The organism is Natrinema soli (genome assembly GCF_028618695.1).
Window position 1 is genome coordinate 75,782 of the sequence record NZ_JAQIVI010000091.1, and the last position, 13,233, is coordinate 89,014.

Annotated in this window: 17 protein-coding genes and 1 pseudogene; 5 read left to right on the forward strand and 13 right to left on the reverse strand. The window is 58.0% G+C overall.

Going from position 1 to position 13,233, the window contains the following annotated elements; translation table 11 throughout:
* Positions 1-228: 228 nt before the first annotated feature.
* Positions 229-986: pseudogene (locus PGX04_RS05800) on the forward strand (IS1595 family transposase); the annotation flags it as partial.
* A 192-nt stretch (positions 987-1,178) separates the two neighbouring features.
* Complete coding sequence (locus tag PGX04_RS05805; protein ID WP_273737634.1) at positions 1,179-1,385, forward strand: heavy-metal-associated domain-containing protein; 207 nt, start codon at positions 1,179-1,181, stop codon at positions 1,383-1,385.
* On the opposite strand, the gene PGX04_RS05810 is transcribed toward PGX04_RS05805, so the two are convergent.
* Positions 1,382-3,670 carry a heavy metal translocating P-type ATPase gene (locus tag PGX04_RS05810; RefSeq protein WP_273737635.1) on the reverse strand — a complete coding sequence of 763 codons (2,289 nt, stop codon included), beginning with the start codon at positions 3,668-3,670 and terminating at the stop codon, positions 1,382-1,384. The genes PGX04_RS05805 and PGX04_RS05810 overlap by 4 nt on opposite strands.
* Positions 3,671-3,803: 133 nt before the next feature.
* Here PGX04_RS05810 and PGX04_RS05815 point away from each other — a divergent pair, with 133 nt between their 5' ends.
* Positions 3,804-4,337, forward strand: coding sequence for an ArsR/SmtB family transcription factor (locus PGX04_RS05815; RefSeq protein ID WP_377042274.1), 534 nt, complete (start codon positions 3,804-3,806; stop codon positions 4,335-4,337).
* A 125-nt stretch (positions 4,338-4,462) separates the two neighbouring features.
* Here the strand turns inward: PGX04_RS05815 and PGX04_RS05820 are convergent, their stop codons facing one another.
* Complete coding sequence (locus PGX04_RS05820; protein WP_273737638.1) at positions 4,463-4,786, reverse strand: rhodanese-like domain-containing protein; 324 nt, start codon at positions 4,784-4,786, stop codon at positions 4,463-4,465.
* Between the two features lie 81 nt (positions 4,787-4,867).
* Between PGX04_RS05820 and PGX04_RS05825 the strand changes: the two genes are divergently transcribed.
* A complete protein-coding gene (locus PGX04_RS05825) occupies positions 4,868-5,455 on the forward strand; it encodes a class I SAM-dependent methyltransferase (RefSeq protein ID WP_273737639.1) in 588 nt (195 codons plus the stop codon).
* Positions 5,456-5,756: 301 nt separating this feature from the next.
* Positions 5,757-6,056 carry a hypothetical protein gene (locus tag PGX04_RS05830; RefSeq protein ID WP_273737640.1) on the forward strand — a complete coding sequence of 100 codons (300 nt, stop codon included), beginning with the start codon at positions 5,757-5,759 and terminating at the stop codon, positions 6,054-6,056.
* A 371-nt stretch (positions 6,057-6,427) separates the two neighbouring features.
* On the opposite strand, the gene PGX04_RS05835 is transcribed toward PGX04_RS05830, so the two are convergent.
* The 11 genes from PGX04_RS05835 to PGX04_RS05885 form a co-directional block, all read right to left on the reverse strand.
* Positions 6,428-6,670: a hypothetical protein gene (locus tag PGX04_RS05835; protein WP_273737641.1), complete on the reverse strand. Its 243-nt coding sequence runs from the start codon at positions 6,668-6,670 to the stop codon at positions 6,428-6,430.
* On the reverse strand, positions 6,667-6,867 hold the full coding sequence (locus PGX04_RS05840; RefSeq protein ID WP_273737669.1) for a hypothetical protein: 201 nt from the start codon (positions 6,865-6,867) through the stop codon (positions 6,667-6,669). Before PGX04_RS05840 ends, PGX04_RS05835 begins: the two co-directional genes overlap by 4 nt.
* 760 nt (positions 6,868-7,627) lie before the next feature.
* Positions 7,628-8,200 (reverse strand): PH domain-containing protein, encoded by a 573-nt coding sequence (locus tag PGX04_RS05845; RefSeq protein ID WP_273737642.1) that lies wholly within the window; start codon positions 8,198-8,200, stop codon positions 7,628-7,630.
* A gap of 177 nt (positions 8,201-8,377) precedes the next feature.
* Positions 8,378-9,361 (reverse strand): ArdC-like ssDNA-binding domain-containing protein, encoded by a 984-nt coding sequence (locus PGX04_RS05850; protein ID WP_273737643.1) that lies wholly within the window; start codon positions 9,359-9,361, stop codon positions 8,378-8,380.
* Positions 9,362-9,470: 109 nt separating this feature from the next.
* Positions 9,471-10,478, reverse strand: coding sequence for a DUF6610 family protein (locus PGX04_RS05855; RefSeq protein WP_273737645.1), 1,008 nt, complete (start codon positions 10,476-10,478; stop codon positions 9,471-9,473).
* A gap of 166 nt (positions 10,479-10,644) precedes the next feature.
* Positions 10,645-10,995, reverse strand: coding sequence for a hypothetical protein (locus PGX04_RS05860; RefSeq protein ID WP_273737646.1), 351 nt, complete (start codon positions 10,993-10,995; stop codon positions 10,645-10,647).
* On the reverse strand, positions 10,995-11,429 hold the full coding sequence (locus PGX04_RS05865; RefSeq protein ID WP_273737647.1) for a hypothetical protein: 435 nt from the start codon (positions 11,427-11,429) through the stop codon (positions 10,995-10,997). Before PGX04_RS05865 ends, PGX04_RS05860 begins: the two co-directional genes overlap by 1 nt.
* Complete coding sequence (locus PGX04_RS05870) at positions 11,420-11,572, reverse strand: hypothetical protein (RefSeq protein ID WP_273737648.1); 153 nt, start codon at positions 11,570-11,572, stop codon at positions 11,420-11,422. Before PGX04_RS05870 ends, PGX04_RS05865 begins: the two co-directional genes overlap by 10 nt.
* A gap of 121 nt (positions 11,573-11,693) precedes the next feature.
* Positions 11,694-12,107 (reverse strand): hypothetical protein, encoded by a 414-nt coding sequence (locus PGX04_RS05875; RefSeq protein ID WP_273737649.1) that lies wholly within the window; start codon positions 12,105-12,107, stop codon positions 11,694-11,696.
* 294 nt (positions 12,108-12,401) lie between these two features.
* The gene (locus PGX04_RS05880; protein WP_273737650.1) at positions 12,402-12,725 is read right to left on the reverse strand and encodes a hypothetical protein; all 324 of its coding nucleotides are present in this window, start codon (positions 12,723-12,725) and stop codon (positions 12,402-12,404) included.
* 76 nt (positions 12,726-12,801) lie between these two features.
* Entirely contained in the window at positions 12,802-13,011 is a 210-nt protein-coding gene (locus PGX04_RS05885; protein ID WP_273737651.1) for a DUF8129 domain-containing protein, read from the reverse strand.
* Between the last annotated feature and the right edge of the window lie 222 nt (positions 13,012-13,233).

Genomic DNA, 13,233 nt, shown 5'->3' on the forward strand with positions numbered 1-13,233 from the left:
TATCGAAATGTTCGAAACGTCTGGAACATTCGTATGTAAAATAATTGGCAGGATGTGGCTGTAGCGGGTCTTCTGTGTGTATCGGACTAGGCAAACCTTCTCGGGTTTAGGGGGAGGCGGTACGATTAGTAGCTAGGGCTTCTGGATCGCTTGTACTGTGTGTATCGATACGTTCGAATCATCCGAATTGTTCGATGCTCTCGGATTGTTCCTAGATGGGGCTCAAACACCTACGGAACACCGTTCCACGAGAAGCACCTCACCGCAGGAGAGGTGCTTCTCGCGTTCACTCTCTATGCCGATACGTTGCTCAGCATCAACCAGATCGCACCGTTCCTCGATCGTACATACAGAACGGTTCACACAGTGATTCGGGAGGTGGAAGCCGCGGTTCAGCGCGGCTTCCCCGTCGTCTGGAGCTTCTCGACCGGACCATCGATGGACCGACACAAGTCGACGAATCAGGCAAAGTCTGTTCGGGCTACAAAGGACAAGAACCGCCGCGGAACAGCCGTTCCCGCGGCGGCTTGTCTCAATCTGGCCGCTCTCGCTGGCGAGGCCGCCACGGTGATCAGCTGACGCTCGTCGCGGCGTGCCGTGACTCGCTTCGTGTGATCCGTAGACAATGTGGAATCGACTACCAAGGTGATCTTGAATCTGTGATTCAGGAGGCTGAAGACCTCTCCCAGCGGCTGGGAGAGGTCTGGACCGACGGACTACAAGCGTGCCGAGAGATGGACCGTGACCATCGAACGGTCGTACACAAGGAGACGTACGTATCGCCTGACGGAGTTCATATTAACCAGGCTGAGTGCCTGTTTTCGCTCGTTCAGCCGTGGCTGCGGAAGTTCCGCGGCCTGTCCAAGCAGGGCTTGGAACAGGCCGCTCACACTTTCGGCATCGTTCGGTCACTCACTCTCGCTGGCGGATCCGTCGAGAAAGCCATTGATTGTCTCGTTATCGGGGCGTTCCGCAATTCTACATAAGAGCGGCTGCTATTAACCAACGACGACGAGACGATGATTGTGTTGGTTAACGTGGGTGCTTACTCCTGGTCTTCTTGTAACTCAGCTGCCTTCCACGACGAGAACCCGTTTCTTGGCCCCCTCTCTAACTGTATTGTACCGATATCATTGTTACCGTAATGGTCTTGCCACCGGAGCGTGTAGCACACAGATATGGAGCGAAAAACGATTGCGGTCACCGGGATGTCCTGCAACGGCTGTGAGCAGAACGTCGAGAACGCGCTCAAAACTGTCGAGGGTGTCACTCGCGTCGAGGCCGACCACGAGGGAGATTCTGTGGAGATCGTCGTCGACGAGGACACCGCAGACGACGACCTCACTACAGCGATTCGAGACGCTGGCTACGACGTCACGGCCTAGACGGTTGCCTCATCCTCCTGTCCAATTGCTGTGTTTTCCCCATCAACGGTGAAGTCGGTGTTGACGCCTTCGCCGGCGAGTAGTTGGCCACCGAAACTGTTGGCGAGGACGGCCGTTACTGACAGTACCATCGCGATCATCGCGAACACCGGATGGACCAGTCCGGTCGTCGCGGCGGCGACGCCGACGCCGTTGAACGTGAACGCCGCTAGCAGGTTCTGACGCGTCTTCCGGTAGCTTTCCGTCCCGATTTCGAAGGCGTCCATCACACCGCCGAGGCGGTCGCCCATCAGGACAATGTCCGCGCTCTCGATGGCAATGTCGGTGCCTGCACCGATGGCGATCCCAATATCGGCTTGCGTGAGGGCAGGCGCGTCGTTGATCCCGTCACCAACCATCGCTACACGATGCCCTTCATATTGGAGACGGCCGATCTTGTCACGCTTCTCGTCCGGCAGGACGTCGGCCATTACCTGGTCGATGCCTACTTCAGCCGCGACCGCCTCAGCGGTGCGCTCGTTGTCTCCGGTGATCATTACCGGGGTAATCCCCGCATCGATCATCCGCTCGATTGTCGCTGCGGCGTCGGCCTTGATCTCGTCGCCAATTCCGACGAGGCCGACGAGAGTACCATCACGAGCGATGCCCGATACAGTGAGGCCCCGATGCTGGAGGCGCTCAATCTCGTCGGTGGCCGCTGAGAGGTCGATGCCCTCTGTCGTAAGCCAATCTGGCTTGCCGACCCGCACATCATCCCCGTCGACTGTCGCCGTCACACCCTTGCCGGTCACCGACTCGAACGATTTGGGATCTGCATACTCAACGCCGCGTTCGTCGGCGTCCTCGAGGATAGCGTCGGCGAGGGGATGTTCGCTGAACGCCTCCGCGCCTGCCGCCGTCGCGACCACCTCACTTTCGTCACTCTCGAGCGCCACGACCTCGGAGACTGCGGGCGTCCCAACCGTGATGGTCCCCGTCTTGTCGAGGACGACGTGGTCGACGTCCGGGAAAATCTGGAAGGCGTCGCTACTACGCATCAGGATGCCCCGATTCGCGGCCTTGCCGCCGCCACGAATCAGGGCCAGCGGTGTCGCCATGCCGAGCGCACACGGATACCCGAGGACGAGGACCGCGAGCGCAGCGAAGGCTCCGGTCTGTACCTGTGGGCCCGTGCCGAGGATCGTGCCGGGGACCACTGCTGGCACGAGAATCCAGAGCAGGAACGAGAGGACGGCGATCGTCAGCACGCCGGGGACGAAGTACTTGAGAACGCGATCGGCGAGCTGGATAATGCCGGGCTTCATCGCGCGCGCTTGCTCGATTTCACGGGCCACCTGATTCAGGAACGCATCCTCACCGGTGGCGGTTACTTCAATCAGAAGCGTCCCGGTCTCGTTGATGCTCCCGCCGATCACCTCGCCGCCCGACTGTTTCTCTTCGGGGATAGACTCGCCAGTCGCGACCGACTCATCGACGGTCGATTCCCCATCGACGACCGCGCCGTCGATGGGGATTGTCTCGCCGGGTTTGACGCGCACGTGGTCACCGACTTCGAGGTCGTCGATAGCGACTTCTTTGACAGCACCGTCGTCGGTGACGTGACGGGCGGTGTCCGGCCGAAGGTCGAGCAGGCTCTGTACTGCCTGGGATGCCCGCGTTCGGACGAGGAGACTGGTGTATTCTGAGAGGATGTGATAGGTGGTGATGAAGACGGAGACGGCGAAGAAGTGGACAGTCGGGAACTCGGGGAAGACGAACAGGCCGAGAAAGCCCCCAAAGAGGCCCGCGAACGCACCGGCCTCCAGCAGGACGTGCTGGTTGAAGATGCGCCTTCGAAGGCTGTTGTATGCCTTCTCGAGGATGTAGCGGCCAGGGCCGAACATCGTGCCGAGTGCGAGGCCGAGGGTAACGAGATCCATCGCGAGCGATGTCGATTCGAATCGCCCCAGCACGAAGATCATCCACAGCATCAATCCGGCGGTAGCGATAGATGCGCTGCCGGCGAGCAAGAGTCGACGTTTCCCGTTGGTGAGTTCTGCCTGCTGTTCCTCAAATCGCTTCTCTTTGTCCGGGTCACGGATCGTGTACCCGAGGTCGCGGAGCGTATCCTTCAATTCAACCTCGCTCAGCGTCTCGTCGTCGTAGCGAACGAGCACCTCTTCGTGGGCGAGGCTCACGTCGACGTCTTCGACGCCGTCGGTTCGGCTGTATGCCTTCTTGATACTCTCGGCGCAGAACGAGCAGGACATCCCCCCGACGTTGAATTGGTTCTGTGTCGTTCCCATTGTGGTTGTAGACTGCTGCGCGACGGTGAAAACCATTACGACGAATATTATAGCGGTGTTCTATTCATTATACCACTACTGGCTGAATGGCGTTACTCTTACTGTCACCGTGCGTCTATACACTCCCAAGAAAATGGCTCTACTCGAATCTGACGTTCCGATCCGTGAGGTTGTGACGACGGATCCGGAGAAGGCGAAAGCACTGGAGAACGACGTACGAGCGAAGATCATCGATATGCTCACTATGGAAGAGATGACGATCGAGGAGATTCACGATGAGCTGGGACGCCGAGGCGAAGAGAAGGCCGAAACGACGGTGCGCCATCACGTAAACGTCCTGAAGGACGCAGGGGTGGTCGAAATAGCGCGACTGGAGGAAGCTGGCGGTGGCACGCGGAAATACTACAAATCGAACACCCGCATCTTCTCCTATGATCTCCCAAAGGACGCTGAGGAGACGCTCACTGGGGCGCAGGAAACGGCGACAGCGGAGCTAACGAACCTCGTAGAAACGCTCTATGAGGGACACGGCGACGACATCGAAGCGGTTGCACGGGAGATGAAGCCGTGCGAGTACTGTGCAACACAGCACTACGAAGAATTCCTCATCCGCGAACTGCTGAACCGGGCGCTCATCGAGCTACACGAGGTCCCCCAGAGGGACTAGCTGTACTTGAAGATCACTCAAGTGAAAGTCACAGATGGCAAGTCACGAATAGGTACTAGAACACGCCAGCGATAAATCCGAGTCCCATAACGATGAGAACGGTCGCCGAGAACAGCGTCTATCGACTATTCTTGGTCACGTTTCCATGCGTCTAATCCGCCATCAAGGGCGCTCGCGTCTTTACCTTGGTCTTGGAGTTGATGGGCTGTTTCCGTTGAGGCGACACCTGCGTCACAAACCATGACAAGGTCCTCATCGTCCGGGAGGTCGTCCAACTCGGCGAGGGCTTCCTCAACATCCCCTGAAAGAAGTGCCTCTCGGATGGGACGATTCTGGCTCCCCTCGATATGGTCTTCCTCGTAGTCGTCTTCCGGCCGAATATCGACGACACACACGTCCTCGCCGTTCTTCAACTGTTCCCGAAGTGTTTCGGGGTTAATCGTCGTCATCAAGGTTATCTTCCGTATCGAGGTTCATGTGGACTGTGATTCAAACGACGGGACTAATCTGCTCAAAACAAATGGTGTGATATGAGCCGTTTCCAGAATACACGTCAACCGGATTGGGACTGGTGGGAAGAACTGTGGTCGAATCCGAAGGACGTGCTCCGAACATTGGGACTGTCATCCGGTCAGTCTGTTGGGGATATTGGGTCGGGGAACGGCTATTTCACATTTCCCGCCGCTGAACTGGTCGATGGTGCGCCGGTTTACGCAATTGACGTTGATGAGGAGTTATTGGCCGAACTCTCGGCGACCGCTAACACGCGAGGACTTGCAAACATCAACAATATCCACGGTGACGCTCGGAACCTAACCGACGTACTTCCCGAGCCTGTTGACGTGGTGTTGATTGCGAATACCTTCCACGGCGTTGAAGACAAAGTTGGATTTACAAAACAGGCGCATCAATCACTACGTCCCAACGGACGGTTCATTATCGTAAATTGGCGTGCCCTGTCGAAAGAGGAAACAACCGTTGATGGAACAGCACGCGGCCCGCCGGAGGAACTACGCATGTCGGTCAGCGAAACGCACGAAATCATGGCAGAGACGTTTGAGGATATTCAAGAAATTGACCTGCCGCCGTACCATTACGCGCTCATCGGGGAACGATAGGCGGGTCTTCTGAATTGGTCAATCTACGCTCTGCATCGAACACCGATACCAGCAAAGTCGTGTGACCGATACGCGCACTGTATCTTTCATTCCGTTCAGAAAATCATCTGAAGCTGATAAGAATCCCAGCCGACAGTTCGCACATCTACTGTATAGCTGTCTTATACCAAACGAGACGAAATATTCCCTACTGATCTGCTTCAGGTTCCGGCCCGTATCGGGGCGTTCCACACACCTGGCACTCCCACATTGGCTGACCGGTCCACTCATTGTCAGGGACAGCTTCGAATTCGCAGAATCGATGTGCGGTCTCCCGGTTGCACTCCCGACACTCGAGGTACTTCCTGTTCGGGCTCTCGCGTCCCGGGCTCTCGGTACTGGTATCCTTGATGGATTGCTGGAGCGCAATCGCTGGCACCAGCCAGACGGCGTCGTCTGCGTCCTCATGAAGGGTCTCAAGACAAGTCTCATCGCGAATCCCGCTCCCGGTTTCGTCGTAGAGGAACGTCGCGCGCTCGACGTCGTGACGAGATTGGGTCGTGTTTCGCCACGTCGTCCGCTCATGGGCCGCCGCGAGCAGCTGTTCGCCGCACTCCGATGAAACCCGTGCTGCCGAGGGAAGCGCGGGCCACTGGTCGGCAAGCTGTGCTGCAGGCTCCTCGTGGAGCTCGTAGATGCTGGGTACGCTTTCGAACGCGCCTCAGGCCTCTTGGCGCCGATAGACCCATACATCGGTAGCAGGTACTGAAACAGGGGCCAGGCACTGGGAATATTAACCAACGGTTTGGGACTCCTCTCGGAATCGTTGGTTAAGGCCAACTCACTACCGCAGAACTGCAGAAGAGGGCGCAAACCCGAGATAGAGACAGGATCTATCTCCGACGAGCGGCTACGCTGCGTACGGTGACGTAGTCCCCACCGTTGTGGTGCTCAGGATCGAGCCGAGCATACGCGTCTGCAGTAGCGCGTAGTTCAGTGAGTGACCTTGTTGAGCGTCAGTAGGTCGGGAAGTCGTTCGTCGATCTTTCTGAGGGTCTGATCGGCCTCAAGGAGTGCCTCATGCAGATCGTCGACGGGAATCTGACCACCATCCACGGCGCCACGTTCTGGGTGATACCCCTGATCACCGTACTCCGAGTCGGGAACCGGATCATCGACACCGAGAGCTTGGTCGAACTCAGGGACGTCCTGTGGATCGGGCTCGTCTGGTGTCATCGGTCGAGTACCTCGACGTTGGGATTCGCACCGGCTGGACCAGCGACCGCTTTCGCACGTTCGAGCTCGCGGAGCTCTCGCTGGGCCTGCCGCTCTAGGGCATCTGCCCGACGACAGCGGTCGATTCTCCCGTTGTCGACGACATCGTCGTCATCGATCGTGAAGCGCTTGCCACGGTGGTCGATCTGCTCGAGCATCAGCACGCATCCCTCCTGAGCCATGTCTTGAGCGTCCGCTTGCAGGTGTTCGTACCGGACCTCACAGCTGTCTGAACAGAACCGGCCAGCGTATCCAGCCCGCTCACGAGTGAGTGCTGAACAATACGGCATTCGGCACACGTTGCAGTCGGTCATCTGGCGATACCTCGGTTCAGAAACCACGCCGTCTCAGTGTCTAGTGACACGGTTGCTACGTTGATTGTTCGCATGGGTTTCTGCGGTGGGCTTCATTGAGCCCCGCACCCTTTCAGGGGGTTATAAACTCACCAGGTACAGTGCTATCGCGCGCCGTTTGTCGAATCTCTTGCTCTGGATCACGGCCGTGACATGGTGTTCTCCATCAATAACAGCACCAAATCAGCGTCGCGGAGATAGAAGAATCTGAGGCGTTCTCATGACCGTCGAACTGGTGAATGACTCCCCGCTACAATGTCGGCAGAAGAGCTATTGCTTAGCCGGGATACACAGGTCTGATTGAGACGACTAATTCGTAGTCGGTTGCTTCTGAGTGTTAGCATGGGCACAAGATAGTGATGACGCCTCTAAAATAGCTTCTCGGGCAGACACTATCAGTGTATCATAGAATGACATGTTCACTATTCGTATCAATATATCGAACGCCCATCTCGACAACTTATCACCCTCGCAGTGAGTGCTCTGCTACGTTACGCTTTCCTGCCATCTTGGCGTATTCTCTGTCGGGTTACGACTAAGCGAGCTGGGCGTATACCCAAATCAGTTACGGTGAGAGGGGGTTTTCTCTGTTGTTACTGCGCTGTTGGTCACTGAGCAGTTGTGTGAGTATGGATTTGATGTGTTCTGGATTGGGCACATCTCGAAACGTGATGTCTTCCGTACTCGTCCCGGCAGTGTATACGCGCACATCGCCAAACGAGAGTACTCGCTCGAGGATCGTTTGCTCGTAGGCAGTGTTCTGGACGCGATCGAGACGGATCTGGGTGACATCGCGCGAGATGAGCCCATATTTGACGTAGATCTCTTCGTCGGTGATTACGTACAGCAGCCGCAGCCACTCCAAATACGTCTTCCCGACGATCACCACGCCGACCACAGTGAGTACGAGCGGGAGGTATCCAACCCACGCCGGCAGTGCTTGACCGGCAAGCACTGACAGAAGGATCACTGTGCCAACGATCCCACCGAGTGCAAAGAGCAGGCCACCGATGATCGCGAACAGGATCGTGAATCGCGACGGCCGCCCAGACCACTGCACTTCTTCACCCTTTGTCAAGTGAAGCCAGTCTGCATCTTCGACGTTCTCTCGTGGTTGCACCAGCGCTTTCAGCGTCATTGCGTTTCACGCTCTGTGGATGTGTATGGATCCGTCTGCCAATCGAGGACGCCACGTCTGCGTGCCCAGTGCTGTCTCTGTTTTTGCATTATCATGTGTGATTTCCCCTCCTCTTCTGGGATCTTATCTATACTTATATTTGTAATGGCGATCCTCTCACCATCTCCAAGGCGATACTCACCGTTCGATCACTGACTCATCCGGTTCTGTCTCCCTCGTCTTCGCTGCACGATCGAGTTCTCGTTCGAGCGTGTCGATTAGCTCTTGGGCCGTGTTGCTAATCCGCCCCAGCCGGTCAGAAACCGCCTTTGGATCGTCCCCCTGCCACGCGGCGAGGTAGAACGCCGACCCACTCATGTCCAACTCGAAGAACCGTCCGACGACGTATGCGACGGCTTCGGCTTCCAGCTCGCGTTTCGTCCGTTCGTCGCGATCGTCAACGTCGAAGTGGAGGATCGCGTGAGCGTACTCGTGGATGAGTGTCCCAGCGAGATCCGCTTGGTTATTTCGATCTTTTACTTCGACTCGCGGACGCATGGTCATCGGACAGCGTTGTTTGCAGACTCCTTTTGCCTCTCCATAGGTCCACTCGTCAGAGGAGACAATCTGTGCGTCGACATCCAGCTGCTCTGCACTCTCGAGGAGGGCCGGCACCAGATTACTGGCCTCACCATATGCTTCGGTTTCGAGGTCAGGAAGCGGCTCTCCGTCGGTCTGCGAGACATCGAAGACAGCGGTGGGTTTGAACCCGACGAGTCCTTTCGACCACTTCTCGGGTGGCGTCTCGTCGTACTCACAGGAACTGTTCTCGTGGTAACTCGGCGAGTTTCCGCACTCAGGGCACTGTTTCGTGATGATCGGAGCCCAGATCCAGATCGCGCTCTCGCCTTCCTGGACGTGCCGGTCGAACTCGGTGCGCCACGTGTTGTACCCCGCAACCCGGGTTGCCTGGGGATACTGGTGCTTGATCAGGAGCGTGTTCCGGTAGGAGTAGTCGTGGAAGTGGCTCTGCACATCGAGCCAGGCTTTGAACTCCTCACTGGCCGCCGCCTCGTCGACGAGATCGACAAGGTCGTCAACCCAGGTTTTGATCGTCTCATTCATCTCGTCGCTGCGCGTCTCGGTCTCGGTGAACGAAGCTGGTCTCTCTGTTACAGACATTGGAATCACTCGTGTTGACGCTCTCGCCTGTTCGAAAGCGCCTCACCCCTCTCAGGGGGACGACCAACACCACGCTCATCGCACACCAGACTTCGAGTGAAAAATCGGCTCACGGCGGCATGAAGACGCTCCGCTCATCGACGATCTCCTCGAGTCGATTCTGCGTCCGATGTTCAAAGTAACAGTTGTACGAGCAGTACCCACAGACCTCGCCAGTATCGTACTCGGCAACGAACGGTCCACGGTCAGTTGTCCAGACGTTCGCTTCACATGCTGCACACGCCGCACTTGAGAGGTCGCTCGGCGTTGGTCCCTCGTACTCGAGATCGACGTCCTCGTCGTAGAGCTGTGTCTCCGGCCAAATGCCCTGGGCCTGCCAGAAGGCTTTGATCCGGCCCAGGCTGTGGCGCACTAACTTTCGGACGGTAACGTGATCGGCGTCACGTCCGCTGTCGTCCCAGCCGTCGGCTGACCAGAACTCGCCGAACTGCGCTCCACGGTGCAAGCCGTTCCAATCGAGCCCTACGATGTCTGCCGGTGGATCCCCGGAGAGCGTTGGTCGAGTGAGTGCCTCGATCGCGTTCACCTGCTTGCGTGGACTGCCACCGAGGATGTGGACTCGTCGGCCACGCCAGTCTGCTGGATCCGAGAACTCGTGTGCGAGCTGGTCAGAGTACCCACGCGGGTAGCCGAGCACGAGATCCTCCGGAATGGCGTCGATCGCCTCGCGGCACTTCGGCACGATCACGAGCTCGGACTCGGGATAGCTCGCCTGGAGGTCGCGTGCAGCACGAACGTACTCACGAGCCTCGTCGATGGAGTAGGCATCACCGAGGACGCCAACACGGGGCTCGTACTCTCTGAAGCGGTTGATGTATCGCTCAAGGTCGGGATTGCGAAAGTCGTTATCGAGCATCCCGACTGGCAACTCGAGCGTCTCGTACTGCGTGTGCTGGTAGGAGCAGTCCTCCCGATACCCGGTCACGTAGCCGAGGGAGAGTGCATCAATCGCGAACGGGACCCGGTGGAGAAAGGCGACGTAGTCAGCCTGGCGAGCGGCTCGAATATCGGCGGCACTGTCGCTACTGGTCGCTATCGGGTGTGCTGAGTGTGACATGAAACGGAGTGCTGGAATCCGCGTTGGGCGCTCTGTCCGTTACCCCACAAATCGGGAGAGACCGCGCGTTCGTGGGGTAACTACGACTTGAGTGATGATGCCTGAAACGCGAGTCTCCTCACTCCTGAGGGGAGGTGTAACAACAGAACCGCTTGCGAGGTGTCGATCAATGGGACGCCCAGCCGAAGAAGAGCCAGACATCGCCGTGTTTGCCTTTCAATCCGTGCTGTTCACGATAGCGTTTGGCGGCCGCCGTTCCCGAACAGTTGATCGCTCCGGCGGGACCCCACTTATGGCGGATCCGCTCATCTCTGTCCTCGATCAGCTGGTGTGCGTAGTGACGTTTCTGCTTGCCCTTGTGCTCTCGCTTGGGGATCACTTCGATAGAGGATTTCTCGGCGATCGTTCCCGTGTACCCGCCGTGGCCGTGCATGTGTGTTGCGTCCTCAAGGGCGTTTCTGAACGCGTCGTCGGCAGTCTTGCCGAACGCGAGCACCTCGAAGGTAACAGCGCCCATCAGTGATCCCCCATTTCCTGTTCGATGCCCGCCTCGTAGTGTCGATCCGAATCAACGGGTGGTTCGGGATCGTTGGGCTCGCAGTCCTCGGGGTTGGGTTCGAGGACGCTCATCGGCGGGGCATCTCGGTTGCGTTCGGCTGCGAAGCGCCACTCGGAGACTGGCTGGCCGTCACCGCGTTCGGAGTACGGGATTCGCCCACCGTCGTACTCAGCCGGCGGGCGGGGTTTCGAGGGACGGTCGTCGGTCGCGTCCTCGTCGACGAGGAGGCCATCGGCGATCGTGACGCGGTGGCCGAGGCCGACGTCGGCGTCGATATCCTCGTAAACGACCTCGTCTGTGCCGTCCGAGAGCGTCAGTGGATCTCGGTTCACGACGATCCCCTCGAATTCGGGCTGCCGACCGGCATCGTCGTCCTCACGAATCACGCGCATGGTCGGTTGTTCTTCGTCTGGGACAGCAGCATCACGTTCGGTTCACCGAGTTCCCACAGCGCCTTCTGTGCGGAGCCGCTCGCGGCACCGACATAGAAGGTCAAGTCGTCTCGTATGTTGGCTATCGTGGTGTGAAGGGACATTTTCTGATTCCTCCACCCCTCTCAGGGACGAACAACACCAGCAAAAGTCGCGAGCATGCAGTGAGGATCTCGCACCCAGACAGTTGTCCTAGATCCTACGGCTCACAACCCGCGCGATCTGTCACCAGTTGGTGAGTGCACTCTGCTCGGCAGCAATGATGGTCCTGTCGTTCTGCGAGCACTCTCCGTCGTTCGGTGTGGAACTGTCCTCTGGATCAGCTGGTGCGCTGGAGTAGTGGGGATCATCGGGGAGAAGCTCACAGGCTCGCTCGAACGCGGCGGCTCCGGTCTCGAACGACTCGCCACCGAGAACCTCCGTTGGAAGCTCGATACTGGCTGTCTCGTTCCCCGTCGGACGGCGGAACATCTTGAGCACCTTCCACTCCCCGTTATCGAAGTGTACCTCCAGGAGAGGGTGGTCGGAGTTGGATCTTGCTCCGTCCGTACTCGGCTTGCCTTGCCAGACGACGAACGGTGCGTCCTCGGGTCGGAACTCTTCGGGTATTTCCATCGTCCCAAGGTCAATCAAGGCCATTGGTCTCGTCCCTTTGGGGACCAAAATCAACACCAGCGTGATGCTCTATGGGTGAATTCGGCGTCTCACCCGCTTGTGGGACGGTACAGGCACCGCTCGCACTCGAGAAACTGCTCACCCTCTTCAGTGAATCGTCCAGCCAACACCGCTACCTCGCAGCGGGGACACGGATCACCATGGGTGTATCCGCCTTTGACTGGCGGATCGGGAGTCGCTGCGGCTAGCGCGAGTATGCGTGTTCTTGGGTCTGGATATGTGACCTGTCGTCCGCCGTTGTGGGTGCTCTCGGAAGGGTCAGTCATTACTCTCACCGGGTGAACCGAAGAGGAACTGTGCGCTGGCGTCCTCGCCCGTCAGCGTCAGCTGGTCGTCGGCCGTCTCCGCGAACAGCGATGTCTGGTCGGTATTGTCGCCTTCTGAGTACCGAACTTCGACGCGGTCGTCGACGCCGAACTCGCTAGCTACGGGGCGATCGAGTCGTGTTTCGACCTCGCGATGAGTCACGTCAGCACCGAAATCCTCGAGGGAGGTCGCAACGCTTTCTTCGGTCGGTTCGAGTCCACCGTCAGCGGTGAACGCTGTCTGCTGTTGGATCGTGATCTCGGGTCGATCTGTCATCTGGAAAACCCTCCACCCCTCTCGAGGGTGCAAACAACACTCCCAGCTGTCGCAGGCATCGTGATCGGTGGACCAGTCACGACTCCTCGCGAAGTTCTTCAGCTCGCTGGGCTAGCAGTTTGAGGATCGGAAGGCGTTGTTGGTGCTGGTTTTCGTAGGCGACACACGCCTGCAGTGTCTCCATATCGGTGATCGTCGCGATTCCCGCATCAATGATTCGGGGATTCGATGACTCGAGGCGCTGTGCTGGTGTCAGTGGCTCGTCAGTGCAATCAGTTTCAGACATCGTGGGATCCTCTCACCTCTCGAGGAGAGAAACAACACCACGAGACGTTGACTCTGATCTGACGGTCATTTTGGAGCAGCGAGAGAGTCTCGCCGTCCGGGTTCCTGGTTCACTGGTGATGCGTGTCCTCTCTTGGATTGTCAGGATCCGGGCCGTGTCGAGGTGACTGACACCTGGTGCACTCCCAGATCGGTGAGTCGGGAATCTCTGGAACTGGCACTT

Coding starts and splice junctions, on each gene's coding strand:
- PGX04_RS05805 (WP_273737634.1), top strand. CDS start 1,179: ATGGAGCGAAAAACGATTGCGGTCACCGGGATGTCCTGCAACGGCTGT.
- PGX04_RS05810 (WP_273737635.1), bottom strand. CDS start 3,670: ATGGGAACGACACAGAACCAATTCAACGTCGGGGGGATGTCCTGCTCG.
- PGX04_RS05815 (WP_377042274.1), top strand. CDS start 3,804: ATGGCTCTACTCGAATCTGACGTTCCGATCCGTGAGGTTGTGACGACG.
- PGX04_RS05820 (WP_273737638.1), bottom strand. CDS start 4,786: ATGACGACGATTAACCCCGAAACACTTCGGGAACAGTTGAAGAACGGC.
- PGX04_RS05825 (WP_273737639.1), top strand. CDS start 4,868: ATGAGCCGTTTCCAGAATACACGTCAACCGGATTGGGACTGGTGGGAA.
- PGX04_RS05830 (WP_273737640.1), top strand. CDS start 5,757: ATGTGCGGTCTCCCGGTTGCACTCCCGACACTCGAGGTACTTCCTGTT.
- PGX04_RS05835 (WP_273737641.1), bottom strand. CDS start 6,670: ATGACACCAGACGAGCCCGATCCACAGGACGTCCCTGAGTTCGACCAA.
- PGX04_RS05840 (WP_273737669.1), bottom strand. CDS start 6,867: ATGCTCGAGCAGATCGACCACCGTGGCAAGCGCTTCACGATCGATGAC.
- PGX04_RS05845 (WP_273737642.1), bottom strand. CDS start 8,200: ATGACGCTGAAAGCGCTGGTGCAACCACGAGAGAACGTCGAAGATGCA.
- PGX04_RS05850 (WP_273737643.1), bottom strand. CDS start 9,361: ATGTCTGTAACAGAGAGACCAGCTTCGTTCACCGAGACCGAGACGCGC.
- PGX04_RS05855 (WP_273737645.1), bottom strand. CDS start 10,478: ATGTCACACTCAGCACACCCGATAGCGACCAGTAGCGACAGTGCCGCC.
- PGX04_RS05860 (WP_273737646.1), bottom strand. CDS start 10,995: ATGGGCGCTGTTACCTTCGAGGTGCTCGCGTTCGGCAAGACTGCCGAC.
- PGX04_RS05865 (WP_273737647.1), bottom strand. CDS start 11,429: ATGCGCGTGATTCGTGAGGACGACGATGCCGGTCGGCAGCCCGAATTC.
- PGX04_RS05870 (WP_273737648.1), bottom strand. CDS start 11,572: ATGTCCCTTCACACCACGATAGCCAACATACGAGACGACTTGACCTTC.
- PGX04_RS05875 (WP_273737649.1), bottom strand. CDS start 12,107: ATGGCCTTGATTGACCTTGGGACGATGGAAATACCCGAAGAGTTCCGA.
- PGX04_RS05880 (WP_273737650.1), bottom strand. CDS start 12,725: ATGACAGATCGACCCGAGATCACGATCCAACAGCAGACAGCGTTCACC.
- PGX04_RS05885 (WP_273737651.1), bottom strand. CDS start 13,011: ATGTCTGAAACTGATTGCACTGACGAGCCACTGACACCAGCACAGCGC.